The sequence below is a fragment of the Microbacterium sp. H83 genome (assembly GCF_001650405.1).
In the GTDB taxonomy this organism is placed as follows: domain Bacteria; phylum Actinomycetota; class Actinomycetes; order Actinomycetales; family Microbacteriaceae; genus Microbacterium.
Genome location: NZ_LWCU01000012.1, coordinates 1 through 14,067, shown reverse-complemented (window position 1 = coordinate 14,067; position 14,067 = coordinate 1). Strand labels below are relative to the sequence as shown.

Below are 14,067 nucleotides of genomic sequence, written 5' to 3'. Positions count from 1 at the left end.
CCGGACCCCTGACACGGGGCCCGAGGGACGAAGAGGATTACTGCGCCGCGCGCTCGAGGACGAGCTCACGGACGCGGGCGGCGTCAGCCTGGCCCTTCATGGCCTTCATCACGGCGCCGATCACCGCACCGGCGGCCTGCACCTTGCCGTCCTTGATCCTCGCGAGCACATCGGGCTGGGCCGCGAGTGCGTCGTCGATCGCCGCGATGAGCGCGCCGTCGTCGGACACGACCGCGAGTCCACGACCGTCGACGACCTCCTGCGGAGTGCCCTCCCCGGCGATGACGCCTTCGAGGACCTGACGCGCGAGCTTGTCAGTCAGGGTGCCGGCATCGACGAGCTGCTGGAGCGCCGCGACGTTGGCGGGGCTCACGAGATCGACGGCGTCCTTCTCCTGCGCGTTCGCCAGACGCGTGATCTCACCCGTCCACCACTTGCGCGCCGCTGCGGGAGTCGCGCCGGCGGCGATGGTCTCCTCGACGACATCGAGCAGACCGCCGTTGCGCACGTCCTGGAACTCGAGGTCGGTGAAGCCCCACTCGGCCATCAGACGACGACGGCGAGCCACCGGGAGCTCCGGGAGCTCGGCGCGGAGCTCCTCGATCAGCGCAGCCGCAGGCTCCACCGGCAGAAGATCGGGCTCCGGGAAGTAGCGGTAGTCGTCGGCATCCGACTTCGGGCGCCCGGGCGAGGTCGTCCCGGTGTCCTCGTGCCAGTGACGCGTCTCCTGCGTGATGGTGCCGCCGTCCGCGAGGATCTGCGCCTGGCGCTGGATCTCGTAGCGGACCGCGCGCTCGACCGAGCGCATCGAGTTGACGTTCTTGGTCTCGGTGCGGGTGCCCAGCTTCTCCTGGCCGCGCGGACGGAGCGAGACGTTCGCGTCGCATCGCAGGTTGCCCCGCTCGAGACGCGCCTCCGAGATGCCGAGACTGCGCACGATGTCGCGGATGGTGGCGACGTAGGCCTTCGCGACGTCCGGCGCCCGGTGCTCGGTGCCGAAGATGGTCTTGGTGACGATCTCCACGAGCGGGACGCCGGCGCGGTTGTAGTCGACGAGCGAGTACTCGGCCCCCTGGATCCGTCCGGTCGCCCCGCCCATGTGGGTGAGCTTCCCGGCGTCCTCCTCCATGTGGGCGCGCTCGATCGGGATCTGCACGATCGTGCCGTCCTCGAGCTCGACCTCGACCGAGCCTTCGAAGGCGATCGGCTCGTCGTACTGCGAGATCTGGTAGTTCTTTCCGAGATCCGGGTAGAAGTAGTTCTTGCGCGCGAACCGGCTGGACTCCGCGATCGAGCAGCCCAGCGCGAGGCCAAGGCTGATCGAGGACCGGATCGCCGTCTCGTTCACGACCGGCAGCGATCCCGGCAGACCGAGGTCGACCGGGGCGATCAGCGTGTTCGGCTCGGCCGCGTGGAACGCCTCGTTCGCCGGGTTCGGCGCATCCGAGAACATCTTGGTGTTCGTGTTGAGCTCGACATGCACCTCGAACCCGAGGACGGGCTCGAACAGCTCGAGCGCCTTGTCGAAGTCCATGAGCTTGGCGGTGGCCATCAGCGGGTCCCTTCCACGAGCTGGGGCGCGCGCGACAGCAGCGGGGCTCCCCACGAGTCGAGCAGCACGGCCTCGAGGGCCGCACCGACCTTGTACAGACGGGCGTCCTCGCGCGCGGGCGCGACGAACTGGATGCCGACGGGCAGCCCGTCCTCGGAGGCCAGGCCGCTCGGGATGGAGATGCCGGGCACCCCCGCCAGGTTCACGGGGATGGTGGTGATGTCGTTGAGGTACATCTGGAGCGGGTCGTCGACCTTCTCGCCGATCCGGAACGCCGTCGTGGGGGCGGACGGGGTCGCGATCACGTCGACGTCGGCGAAGGCGTTCGCGAAGTCCTGCTGGATCAGCGTGCGCACCTTCTGCGCGCTGCCGTAGTACGCGTCGTAGTAGCCCGCGGACAGGGCGTACGTGCCGAGGATGATGCGACGCTTGACCTCGTCGCCGAAGCCGGCGTCGCGCGTGGCGGACATCACGTCCTCCACGGTCGCGCCGCCGTCGGGGGTGACGCGCATCCCGAACCGGACCGAGTCGAACTTGGCGAGGTTGCTGGACGCCTCGGCGGGCAGGATCAGGTAGTACGCGGCGACTCCGTACTCGAAGTGCGGCGCGCCGACCTCGACGATCTCGGCCCCCTGAGCCTCCATGAGCGCCAACGCGCTGCGGAACGACTCGGCGACGCCCGGCTGGAAGCCGCTGTCGGGCAGCTCGCGGATGACTCCGACCCTGAGGCCCTTGAGCACGTCTCCCCTGGCGCCCTCCCTGGCCGCCTCGGCGAAGGACGGCCAGGCGTCCCGCAGGGAGGTGGAGTCCTTCGGGTCGTGTCCGCCAATCGCGTCGTGCAGCAGTCCGGCGTCGAGCACCGTGCGAGTGACCGGACCCACTTGGTCGAGACTCGATGCGAGCGCGATGGCGCCGTAGCGGCTCACGCCTCCGTAGGTCGGCTTGACGCCGACGGTGCCGGTGACATGTGCGGGCTGGCGGATGGATCCGCCGGTGTCCGATCCCAGGGCGAGCGGCGCCTCGAAGGCCGCGACAGCCGCCGCCGATCCTCCGCCGGAGCCGCCGGGGATGCGGTCGAGGTCCCACGGGTTGCGGGTGGGACCGTACGCGGAGTGCTCCGTCGAGGATCCCATGGCGAACTCGTCCATGTTGGTCTTGCCGAGCGGGATGAGTCCGGCCGCTCGCGATCGCGCCACGACGGTCGCATCGTACGGCGACCGGTACCCCTCGAGGATGCGCGAGCCGCTCGTGGTGGGCTGATCGGTCGTGACGAGCACGTCCTTGATGGCGAGCGGCACACCGGCGATCGGCCCCAGCTCGTCGCCCGCCGCGCGACGCGCGTCGACAGCCGCAGCGGCCTCGAGCGCGCCGTCGTTGACGTGCAGGAAGGCGTGCACGTCTCCGTCGACGGCCGCGATGCGGTCGAGATGGGCCTGCGTCGCCTCGACGCTGGAGATCTCGCGGGAGGCGAGCTTGTCGGCGAGCTCGGCCGCCGTCAGTCGGATGATGTCGCTCACTGCTCTTCTCCCAGGATCGCGGTGACGCGGAACCGGCCGTCCGCCTGGTCCGGCGCGTTCTGGAGGACCTGCTCGTGGGTGAGGGTCTCCCCCACGACATCGGGTCGGAAGACGTTGCTCAGCGGGATCGGGTGGCTGGTCGCGACGACGTCGGCCGTCGCGACCGCGGACACCTTCGCGATGTTGTCGACGATGGCGTCGAGCTGGCCCGTGAGCCGCGTCACCTCGTCGTCGTTCAGCTGGATGCGCGCGAGCACGCCGAGATGGCGCACAAGATCAGGGGTGATTTCAGACACACGGCAAGTCTACTCAGCGCGCCCGACGTCGCCCGCAGCCTGATGACCGACGCCCCTATGCTGGGCACGTGAGCACCTATCAGCCGCCCCGCCCCTGGGTCGCCAGCTATGCAGACGGCGTGCCGGAGGACCTCGCCCCCGTGACCGGTTCGCTGATCGACATCGTCGCGGCGTCGGCCCGCGACTACCCGAACGCCCCGGCGTTGCAGTTCTTCGGGCGCGAGACGACGTATGAGGAGCTGCAGGCGGCGATCGATCGCGCCGCTGCCGGACTCCGGGATCTGGGTGTGCGCGCCGGCGACCCCGTCGCCATCGTCCTCCCGAACTGCCCGCAGCACATCGTCGCCTTCTACGCCGTGCTGCGTCTCGGCGCCGTCGTGGTCGAGCACAATCCGCTGTACACCCCTCGCGAGCTGCGCAAGCAGTTCGAGGATCACGGCGCGAAGCACGCGATCGTCTGGAACAAGGTCGTCTCGACCGTCCAGGGATTCCCCGCCGATCTCGCAGTGACGAACCTCGTCTCGGTCGACGTCACGCGGGCCATGCCCTTCCTCACTCGGGTGGCTCTTCGTCTGCCTGTCGCGAAGGCCCGAACCTCCCGGGCCGCTCTGACGGAACGGGTGCGGGGCACCGTGACCTGGGATTCGCTCGTATCCGCCGAGCCGATCGCCGCGTCGCATCCGCGGCCGCAGACCGACGACCTGGCCATCATCCAATACACGTCGGGCACGACCGGAACGCCGAAGGGCGCGGCGCTCACGCACCGCAATCTGCTCGCCAACGCCGCGCAGGCGCGCGCCTGGGTGCCGTCGATCATCCGTGGACAGGGCTGTGTGGTGTACGCAGTGCTGCCGATGTTCCACGCCTACGGCCTGACCCTGTGTCTCACCTTCGCGATGTCGATGGGCGCGCGGCTGGTGCTCTTCCCGAAGTTCGACCCGGACCTCGTGCTCGACGTCATGAAGAAGCACCCGGCGACGTTCCTCCCCCTGGTTCCGCCGATCGCCGACCGCCTGCTCGCGGCGTCGAAGACGAAGGGCGTGTCGCTCGACGGCATCGAGGTCGCGATCTCGGGCGCGATGGCGCTTCCGCACGAACTCGTGGTGCCGTTCGAGGCCGCGACCAACGGATTCCTCGTCGAGGGCTACGGGCTCAGCGAGTGCTCCCCGGTCCTGATGGCGAACCCGGTGGCGGACAACCGGGTGCCGGGAACCGTCGGGCTCCCGCTCCCGGGTACCGAGTGCCGCGTCGTCGACCCGGAGAACCCGACCGTCGACGTGCCTGCCGGGGCAGCGGGCGAGCTCGTCGTCCGCGGACCGCAGGTCTTCTCCGGCTACTACGGGAAGCCCGAGGAGACGGAGGCGGTGTTCGCCGACGGATGGTTCCGGACCGGAGACATCGTCACCATCGACGACGCGGGCTTCGTCCGCATCGTCGACCGCATCAAGGAGCTCATCATCACCGGCGGCTTCAACGTCGCACCGACCGAGGTCGAGAGCGCACTGCGCCAGCATCCCCAGGTGTCCGATGCGGCCGTCGTCGGACTTCCCAGCGACCACTCCGGAGAGGAGGTCGTCGCGGCGATCGTCGTCGACGGCGGCACAGACGTCGACGTGGAGGCGATCCGCGAGTACGCGCGCGGCATCCTCACCCCGTACAAGGTGCCGCGGCGCATCTTCGTCGTGGACGAGCTGCCGACGTCGCTCATCGGCAAGGTGCTGCGTCGTCAGGTGAAGGAGAAGCTGCTGGCCCTCACCAGCGGCTCCTGAGGGCGCCCTCACAGGCGACGGGAGCGGCGGCGCGCTACCCTTGGTCAGTGACTCCTGAAGACGCTGCGACCATCGACGCCCCCGCGACCCCCGGATTCGAGGAGCTCGGCATCACGGGCGCCGTCCTCAAGGCGATCAGGGATCTCGGCTACGAGACGCCGTCGCCCATCCAGGCGGCGACCATCCCGACGCTTCTCTCCGGTCGTGACGTCGTCGGCATGGCGCAGACGGGCACGGGCAAGACCGCGGCCTTCGCGCTGCCGGTGCTGGAGCGACTCGACGTCGCGCAGAAGACACCCCAGGCACTGGTGCTGGCACCGACCCGCGAGCTGGCCCTCCAGGTGTGCGAGGCCTTCGAGTCGTACGCGTCTCGCATGAAGGGCGTGCACGTCCTCCCCGTCTACGGCGGTCAGGGATACGGCGTGCAGCTGTCGGCGCTCCGTCGCGGCGTGCACGTCATCGTCGGAACGCCCGGCCGGATCATGGATCACCTCGCCAAGGGCACCCTGGATCTGTCGCAGCTGCAGTACCTCGTGCTCGACGAAGCCGACGAGATGCTCAAGATGGGCTTCGCTGAGGACGTCGAGCAGATCCTCGCGCAGACCCCCGAGGAGAAGCAGGTCGCGCTGTTCTCCGCCACGATGCCGCCGCAGATCCGTCGCCTCGCGCAGAAGTACCTGCGCGAGCCCGAAGAGATCAGCATCAAGTCGAAGACCGCCACCGGCACGAACATCACCCAGCGCTACCTCGTGGTGTCGTACGCGCAGAAGGTCGATGCGCTCACCCGCATCCTCGAGGTCGAGAACTTCGACGGCATGATCGTGTTCGTCCGCACCAAGAACGAGACCGAGACGCTCGCCGAGAAGCTCCGCGCTCGCGGGTACTCCGCAGCGGCCATCAACGGCGACGTGCCGCAGGTGCAGCGCGAGCGCAGCGTCAACCAGCTGAAGGACGGCAAGCTCGACATCCTCGTCGCCACGGATGTCGCCGCGCGCGGGCTCGACGTCGAGCGGATCAGCCACGTCGTCAACTTCGACATCCCTACCGACACCGAGTCGTACGTGCACCGCATCGGACGCACGGGGCGCGCCGGCCGGTCGGGCGACGCGATCAGCTTCATCACCCCCCGTGAGCGCTACCTGCTCAAGCACATCGAGAAGGCGACGCGCCAGCAGCCGACGCAGATGCAGCTGCCGAGCACCGAGGATGTGAACACCACCCGTCTCGCCCGCTTCGACGACGCGATCACCACGGCCCTCGGCGACGGATCGCGCATCGAGAAGTTCCGCGACATCATCGCGCATTACGTGCGCAACCACGACGTGCCCGAGGCCGATGTCGCCGCAGCCCTCGCCGTGGTGGCGCAGGGGGACACGCCTCTTCTGCTCGATCCCGCCGACGATGCGCTGGCGAAGGCCGTGGAGCACGACAACAGGCCGCCGCGCGAGCGCACGACCCGTGAGCCGCGTGAGCCCCGTACCGAACGCCGCGGGCGCGGCGACTACTCGGCGTATCGCATCGAGGTGGGTCGCCGTCACCGCGTCGAACCTCGACAGATCGTCGGCGCCCTCGCCAACGAGGGCGGTCTCGGGCGCGACGACTTCGGCGCGATCAACATCCGTCCGGACTTCTCGATCGTCGAGCTGCCCGCGAACCTCGATTCCGGCGTCCTCGAGAAGCTCCGCGACACGCGCATCTCGGGTCGTCTGATCGAGATCAAGCCGGACAGGGGGCCGGGCGCTCGTCGCAGCGGCGGACCGCGCGACGGCGGCTACGAGCGACGCGATCGGGATGACCGACCGAGGCAGGACCGCTTCGACCGGTCGTCTCGGGACGACCGTCAGGGCCGCGACGACAAGCCGTTCCGCAAGCCGCGACACAAGAACTGAAGCGGAGCCCGGCGGACACGACTCGCCGGGCAGCGCGTCCACCGGTCACTCTCTCGCCGGAGCCTCCGGCACAGCGAGGAGACGACCGTGTCGCCTCACTCGAGCGCGTCCGGCCCCTCTGTCACGAGCAGGTGGAACTGCGCCGCGTCGAGGATCCGGATGCCCAGCTCCTCCGCCTTCGCCAGCTTCGATCCGGCACCCGGCCCTGCGGCGACGTAGTCGGTCTTCTTGGACACGCTCGACGCGGCCTTGCCGCCGGCCTTGATGATCGCCTCCTGTGCGCCGTCGCGGGTGTATCCGTCGAGCGACCCGGTCGCGACCACGGTGAGGCCGTCGAGCACGCCCCCCTCGGTCACGGCGGCACCGGGCCCGGGGTGACCGGGGGTGGCCCAGCGCACGCCCGCTTCCGTCCAGCGGCGCACGATCTCCTGATGCCAATCGACCTCGAACCACGCGAGGAGCGAGTCGGCGATGATTCCGCCGACGCCTTCGACCGCCGCGAGCTCGTCGCGGGATGCGGCGCGGATCGCGTCCAGCGAGCCGAACCAGTGCGCGAGGGCGCGCGCGGCGACGGGCCCGACGTGGCGGATGTTCAACGAGACGAGCAGCCGCCACAGATCCTTCGTCTTGGCCTTCTCGAGCTCCGCCAGCAGCGTCAGCGCCTGCGAGGACGGCTGCGGCCCCTCGAGGCCGGACTTCTTCTCGGCGGCCGTCGGATTGCGACGGAACGGTGCGCGCGTCTTGACCAGTCCGTCGTCGTCCTCCTTCGGGAGGCCGGTCTCGGCGTCGCGCACGAACAGCTCGATCGGCACGATCTCGTCGAGCGTCAGCGCGAACAGGCCGGCCTCGGTCTCGAGCGGCGGCACCGACGGCGACGTCGGCTGGGTCAGGGCCGCGGCGGTGACCTCGCCGAGCGCCTCGACGTCGAGAGCGCCCCGGGATCCGATGTGCTCCACGCGTCCGCGCACCTGGGCGGGGCAGGACCGCGCGTTCGGGCACCGCAGGTCGATGTCGCCCTCCTTCATCGGCCTCAGCGGCGTGCCGCATTCCGGGCACGCCTCGGGCATGACGAACTCCCGTTCGGAGCCGTCCCGTCGCTCGACCACGGGTCCGAGGACTTCGGGGATCACGTCGCCCGCCTTGCGGAGCACGACGGTGTCGCCGATGAGCACTCCCTTGGCCTTCACGACGTCCTTGTTGTGCAGCGTCGCCTGACGCACGACGGATCCGGCGACGTGCGCCGGCGCCATGACGGCGAACGGCGTGGCGCGGCCGGTGCGTCCGACGGACACGACGATGTCGAGGAGCGTCGTCTGCACCTCCTCCGGCGGATACTTGTACGCGATCGCCCAGCGAGGGGCGCGACTCGTCGCGCCGAGCTCGTCGTGCAGCGAGAGCTCGTCGACCTTCACGACGATGCCGTCGAGCTCGTGCTCGATGTCATGCCGGTGCTCGCCGAAGTGCTCGACGAAAGCGACGACCTCGTCGATAGTCGTGCACACGCGGGTGTGCGGGCTCGTGGGCAGTCCCCACTCCGCGAGCTGCTCGTAGACCTGGCTCTGCGCCGCCACCGGCGGATCCTGCCAGGCTCCGATGCCATGGACGTACAGCGCGAGCGACTCGATCCGGAGCATGCCGGCCTCGAGCTCGAGGCCGTTCTTCTTGTCGATCTGCTGCCTCAGGCCGCCGCTGGCCGCATTGCGCGGATTGGCGAACGACGGGAACCGTCTGGCTGCGGCCGCGCGCGCCTTCTCGTCGTCGAACGGCTTCTTCGCGCCCGCGCGCGCCTCCCAGCGGGCGAGCGCGTCGGCGTACGCCCGATCGCGGAAGTCCGCCTGCGCCGCGTTCAGACGCTCGAAGGCGGCGACCGGGATGAAGACCTCGCCCCGCACCTCGACGATCGGGGGGTGTCCGGAGCCGGAGAGCTCCAGGGGGATCTCGGGGAGGCGCAGTGCGTTCTCCGTCACGATCTCGCCCACTCGCCCATCGCCACGGGTCGCAGCCGACGTGAGACGGCCGTTCTCGTAGCGCAGGTTGATGGCGAGGCCGTCGATCTTCAACTCGGTGAGCCACTCGACGTCACGACCGGCGGCCGCCCGCGTCTTCGCCGCCCACTCGCGCAGCTCGTCGACGGAGAAGACGTTGTCGAGGCTCAGCATCCGCTCGGCGTGCTCGATCGTCGCGAGGCCCGTCGCCTCCGCCGCCCCGACCATCTGCGTCGGGGAGTCCTGGCCCTGCAGCTCGGGATGGAGCCGCTCGAGCTCTTCCAGCCGATGCATCCACCCGTCGTAGGTGGAGTCGTCGACGAGCGACGTGTCGCGACCGTAGTACGCGTCCTTCGCCTCGAGGATGCGGACCGTCAGTCGGTCGGCCTCGGTTCGGGCGTCTTGCAGCGAGATGTTCTCCGGCACCTCGCCAGTCTACGAGCGGGCGCCGACATCGCGCGGAGCCTAGACGTCGACGGGAACGGCCGATACCGTGCGGTCGATCGTGAACTGACCGAGCACGCGCGTGCCGATGTAGAGCACGGCTGTCTGGCCGGGTGCGACGCCGTCGAGGGGCTCGTCCGGGATCACCGTGACGCCGTCCGTCGAGACGGACGCGCGTGCCGTCACGGGCTCCGAGTGGGCGCGGATCTGCACGTGGCAGTCGAACTCCTGCGCGGTGGGCGCGGCCCCTGCCCAGCTGAAGCGCGCACCCGCGATCTCGCGGATGGCCAGAGCCTCCTTCGGACCCACCACGACCGTGTTCGAGACCGGACGCACCTCGAGGACGAATCGCGGCTTGCCGTCCGCCGCGGGCACGCCGAGCTTCAGCCCGCGCCGCTGTCCGACGGTGAACGCGTGCGCGCCCTCGTGCGAGCCGACGACGGAACCGGCGCGGTCGACGATGTCGCCGGTCTCGGTGCCGACCTTCTCGGCGAGCCATCCCCTCGTATCCCCGTCCGGGATGAAGCAGATGTCATGGCTGTCCGGCTTCTGGGCGACCGTGAGCCCGCGGTCCGCCGCCTCGGCGCGCACCACGGCCTTCGACGGCGTGGTCCCCAAGGGGAAGTACGTGTGCGCGAGCTGCTCGGCCGTGAGCACTCCGAGGACGTAGGACTGGTCCTTGGCGTTGTCGGCGGCCCGGTGCAGCTCGAGGCCCGCCGGCGTATCGATCAGCGTGGCGTAATGCCCGGTGCAGACGGCGTCGAAGCCGAGCTCGATCGCCCGCTCCAGCAGAGCGGCGAACTTGATCTTCTCGTTGCACCGCATGCAGGGGTTCGGAGTCCGACCCGCCTGATACTCCGATACGAAGTCGGCGATGACATCCTCGCGGAAGCGCTCTGAGAAGTCCCAGACGTAGAAGGGGATGCCGAGGAGATCCGCAGCCCGGCGGGCGTCCAGCGCATCCTCGATCGTGCAGCATCCGCGGCTGCCCGTGCGCAGCGTGCCCCCCGCGCGGGACAGGGCCAGATGCACGCCGACGACGTCGTGCCCGTCCTCGACCGCGCGGGCTGCCGCGACGGCGGAGTCCACTCCACCGCTCATGGCCGCGAGAATCCTCATGCGACCAGTCTACGAGCGCGTGCCTGTGCCAGCCCCGGATGCCCGCTCGAAGGCGTCGGCGATGGCGGCCAGCACGGCGTCGACGTCCGCATCCGACGAGCTGCGGCCCAGCGTGAAGCGGAGCACGCTGCGCGCCTCCTGCTCGGTGCGTCCCATCGCCATCACGACGTGCGAGGGTTCTGCGACTCCGGCCTGGCAGGCCGATCCGGTCGAGGCGGCGACTCCGGCCATGTCGAGGAGGAAGAGGAGGCTCTCCCCCACCGCGCCGGGGAAGAGCAGGTGCGCGTTGCCGGGCAGCCGGTGCTCGGGATCGCCCAGGAGCTCGGCCGCGGGGACCCGCGAGCGGATGCCGTCGACGAGCCGATCCCGAAGCGCGCTCAGACGTCGTCCCTCGGACTCGCGCTCGTCTGCGGCGATCTCGAGGGCGGTGGCGAACGCGGCCGCGCCCGCGACATCCTGCGTCCCCGCCCGCAGACCTCTCTGCTGGGCGCCGCCGTGCAGCAGTGCCGTCACTGCGGCCGACCTCGCCGTCACGAGCGCCCCCACTCCCACGGGTGCGCCGACCTTGTGACCCGCGACGCTCATCGCGACCAGACCCACCCCGGGCTCCGCGCGTCCTCTCAGCCGCCGGAACGACAGAGGAAGGTGGCCGAGCGCCGCGACCGCGTCGAGATGGAGCGGCACGCCGGTCTCCGCCGCCGCCTCGGACAGGGCCGCCGCGTCGTTCACGGTCCCGACCTCGTTGTTGGCGACGAGCGCGGTGGCCACGGCGGCGCCGGGAAGCCGCCGGGCGAACTCCGCGACCGGGATCCCTCCTGTCGCGGTCAGCCCGACGGGCCGCAGCTCTGCACCGTCCTTCACGAGCGCCTCGACCGTGTCCATCGTGGCGTGGTGCTCCCCGTCCGGCATCACGATCGCGTCGGCTCCCGTCGCACGGGCCCGCCACGATCCCTGCAGGGCGAGATTGATCGACTCGGTCCCACCGGACGTGAAGACGACCTCGATCGGGTCGCAGTCCAGAACGGCGGCCACGCGCTCGCGCGACTCCTCGAGCAGGCGACGCGCGTCCTGACCCGCGCCGTGCGTGGACGACGCGTTGCCGACGACGTCGCTCGCCCTGAGCCATGCGTCCCGAGCCTCCGGACGGAGGGGCGTGGTGGCCGCATGATCGAGATAGTGCCGCATGCTTCCATGCTCCCGCATTTCCACGTCGCCGAGGTCGCTCGGACGGCGCACGCCGGGTCGGACGGCGTGCCGGCAGGTGGAACTGAGTGCGAGCTGTCCTGACACCCGGGCACAGCGCTCTATGGTGTACTCATGCCCGAGACCCGAGACACCACCGCACCCGGCGGTTCTGCCCTCGACGACCTCGGCGTCCGTCTGCACGACGGCGTCGGAACACTCCGCGTCTGGTCCCAGAACGCGTCCTCCGTGGAGCTCGTCGTGTTCGACGCGACCGACCTCGACTGGGCCACCGACGAGGTGGGCCTCGAGCGCCTCCCGGGCGGTGTCTGGGAGGTCACGACCCCACTGCTGCAGCCGGGCACCAGATACGCGATCCGCGTCGGCGGCCCTCATGGTCCCGGGAACACGTTCAACCCGGAGACGCTGCTGCTCGACCCCTACGCCCGCGGACTCGCCCAGGGCGACGGGTACGAGGAGTGGCGCTCGGTCGTGATCGTCGACGGGTTCGACTGGGGCGAATCCAGGAAGCCGCGCATCCCTCTCGACCGGACAGTGATCTACGAAGGGCATCTCAAGGGGCTGACCAAGCGTCAGCCCGACGTCCCGCCGGCTCTGCACGGGACGTACGCGGGTCTCGCCCACCCCGCCATGATCGAGTACTTCCGCTCGCTCGGCATCACCTCCATCGAGCTGCTCCCGGTGCACGCGTTCGTCCCGGAACCCCGCCTCCTCGAGCGCGGCCTGACCAACTACTGGGGATACAACACCCTCAACTTCTTCACGCCGCACACCGCGTACGCGACCGAGGAGGCCCGCAAGCTCGGGCCCGAGGCGGTCCTCGCCGAGTTCAAGGGCATGGTGCGCCTGCTGCACGAGGCGGGTCTCGAGGTCATCCTCGACGTCGTCTACAACCACACCTCCGAGGAGGGCATCGGCGGCCCTCGGTCGAGCCTCCGCGGCATCGACAACGCGAGCTACTACCGCCAGGACGCTTCCGGCGCGTACATCGACACCACCGGATGCGGCAACACCCTGAACACCTCGATCGACGCCGGCGCGCGTCTCGTGCTCGACTCCCTGCGCTACTGGGCCCAGGAGATGCAGATCGACGGGTTCCGGTTCGACCTCGCCACCGCGATCGCCCGGGACGCCTCGCACACCTACTCCCCCGAGCATCCGCTGCTCGCTGCGATCGCCGAGGACCCCGTCCTCGCCGACACGAAGCTGATCGCGGAGCCCTGGGACGTCGGCCTGGGCGGCTGGCAGACCGGCAACTTCCCGACCGGATGGCACGAGTGGAACGATCGCTACCGCGACCGCGTGCGGAACTTCTGGCTCAGCGACATCGACTACGCGCGCCGCGCGTCCGCGCCGGTGGGCATCGGCGGCTTCGCGACCCGGCTCGCGGGGTCGTCGAACACCTTCGCCGACGAGCGCGGGCCGCTGGCGAGCATCAACTTCGTCACGGCGCACGACGGCTTCACCCTCCACGATCTGGTCTCCTACGACGTCAAGCACAACGAGGCGAACGGCGAGCACAATCGCGACGGCGCCGACACGAATCGCGCCTTCAACCATGGGATCGAGGGGCCGACCGACGACCCGTCCGTGCTCGCGGCCCGGCGGAAGGCCATGCGCAATCTGCTCGGCACGCTGCTGCTGTCGGCCGGGATCCCGATGCTGACGGCCGGCGACGAGGTCGGGCGGACGCAGCGCGGCAACAACAACGCCTACGCGCAGGATTCGGCGCTGACCTGGCTGAGCTGGGACGACGAGCCGTGGCAGGAGGATCTGCGAGCCCACGTCGCTCGCCTGACGCGGCTGCGCGAGGAGAATCCCGCGCTGCGCCCGAGCAGATACGCCCGGCTCGGCGAGCACATCCCCAACGCGTCGGTGATGGACTGGTTCGACCAGAACGGCGAGACCATGGAGAGCGACCAGTGGACGGATCCGGGGAACCGGACTCTGCAGTACGTCGCCGCCTCCACTCCCGACCGTGAGCCGGCGAACCGCATCCTGCTGATCGTCCACGGGACCGAGTCGCCGATCGACGTCCGGCTCCCCGAGCAGCTGGAGGATGCCACCCGATTCGTGTCCCTGTGGTCGAGCGCCGACGAGCGCCCGTCGGAGGACGCCGAGGTGTTCTCCCCCGGCGAGGTGCTGCCGATCAGCGGCACGTCGATGCGCCTCTTCCGGGTGGAATGACCCGCGGCGCGCCGGGCTCCGGCTCGCTACCCGCGCTGACCGGCTCGGGGTACATTCGGGATGTGGCCGCACGTACGAGTACCCGCCCCCAGGCTCTCCGGAGCCC

General features: G+C 70.1%; 9 protein-coding genes. 3 read left to right on the top strand and 6 right to left on the bottom strand.

Annotation, left to right across the window (positions count from 1 at the left end; translation table 11 throughout):
• Positions 1-37 precede the first annotated feature (37 nt).
• From gatB to gatC, 3 genes are read right to left on the bottom strand one after another with little or no spacing between them, the layout of a single operon-like run.
• Positions 38-1,552, bottom strand: coding sequence for an Asp-tRNA(Asn)/Glu-tRNA(Gln) amidotransferase subunit GatB (gene gatB, locus A4X16_RS06030; protein WP_067117920.1), 1,515 nt, complete (start codon positions 1,550-1,552; stop codon positions 38-40).
• Positions 1,552-3,069 carry an Asp-tRNA(Asn)/Glu-tRNA(Gln) amidotransferase subunit GatA gene (gatA, locus tag A4X16_RS06025; RefSeq protein WP_067117917.1) on the bottom strand — a complete coding sequence of 506 codons (1,518 nt, stop codon included), beginning with the start codon at positions 3,067-3,069 and terminating at the stop codon, positions 1,552-1,554. The genes gatB and gatA overlap by 1 nt, the downstream gene beginning before the upstream one ends.
• Positions 3,066-3,365, bottom strand: a complete 300-nt coding sequence (gene gatC, locus A4X16_RS06020; protein WP_082914319.1) for an Asp-tRNA(Asn)/Glu-tRNA(Gln) amidotransferase subunit GatC — start codon at positions 3,363-3,365, stop codon at positions 3,066-3,068. The genes gatA and gatC overlap by 4 nt, the downstream gene beginning before the upstream one ends.
• Before the next feature lie 68 nt (positions 3,366-3,433).
• Between gatC and A4X16_RS06015 the strand changes: the two genes are divergently transcribed.
• Positions 3,434-5,134 (top strand): long-chain-fatty-acid--CoA ligase, encoded by a 1,701-nt coding sequence (locus tag A4X16_RS06015; RefSeq protein ID WP_067117911.1) that lies wholly within the window; start codon positions 3,434-3,436, stop codon positions 5,132-5,134.
• A 47-nt stretch (positions 5,135-5,181) separates the two neighbouring features.
• Positions 5,182-7,023 carry a DEAD/DEAH box helicase gene (locus tag A4X16_RS06010; RefSeq protein WP_067117908.1) on the top strand — a complete coding sequence of 614 codons (1,842 nt, stop codon included), beginning with the start codon at positions 5,182-5,184 and terminating at the stop codon, positions 7,021-7,023.
• A gap of 95 nt (positions 7,024-7,118) precedes the next feature.
• Here A4X16_RS06010 and ligA read toward each other — a convergent pair whose 3' ends face one another.
• From ligA to A4X16_RS05995, 3 genes are read right to left on the bottom strand one after another with little or no spacing between them, the layout of a single operon-like run.
• Positions 7,119-9,434, bottom strand: a complete 2,316-nt coding sequence (gene ligA / locus A4X16_RS06005) for an NAD-dependent DNA ligase LigA (protein WP_067117904.1) — start codon at positions 9,432-9,434, stop codon at positions 7,119-7,121.
• A 39-nt stretch (positions 9,435-9,473) separates the two neighbouring features.
• Complete coding sequence (gene mnmA / locus A4X16_RS06000; protein WP_082914318.1) at positions 9,474-10,571, bottom strand: tRNA 2-thiouridine(34) synthase MnmA; 1,098 nt, start codon at positions 10,569-10,571, stop codon at positions 9,474-9,476.
• A gap of 9 nt (positions 10,572-10,580) precedes the next feature.
• Complete coding sequence (locus A4X16_RS05995; protein ID WP_067117898.1) at positions 10,581-11,756, bottom strand: cysteine desulfurase family protein; 1,176 nt, start codon at positions 11,754-11,756, stop codon at positions 10,581-10,583.
• Positions 11,757-11,888: 132 nt separating this feature from the next.
• On the opposite strand from A4X16_RS05995, the gene glgX reads away from it, so the two are divergent.
• The gene (glgX, locus tag A4X16_RS05990; RefSeq protein WP_067117895.1) at positions 11,889-13,961 is read left to right on the top strand and encodes a glycogen debranching protein GlgX; all 2,073 of its coding nucleotides are present in this window, start codon (positions 11,889-11,891) and stop codon (positions 13,959-13,961) included.
• Positions 13,962-14,067: the final 106 nt, after the last annotated feature.

What these genes read in the sequence shown, in the direction of transcription:
- gatB (WP_067117920.1), bottom strand. Translation starts at nt 1,552, where the DNA reads ATGGCCACCGCCAAGCTCATGGACTTCGACAAGGCGCTCGAGCTGTTC.
- A4X16_RS05995 (WP_067117898.1), bottom strand. Translation starts at nt 11,756, where the DNA reads ATGCGGCACTATCTCGATCATGCGGCCACCACGCCCCTCCGTCCGGAG.
- mnmA (WP_082914318.1), bottom strand. Translation starts at nt 10,571, where the DNA reads ATGAGGATTCTCGCGGCCATGAGCGGTGGAGTGGACTCCGCCGTCGCG.
- glgX (WP_067117895.1), top strand. Translation starts at nt 11,889, where the DNA reads ATGCCCGAGACCCGAGACACCACCGCACCCGGCGGTTCTGCCCTCGAC.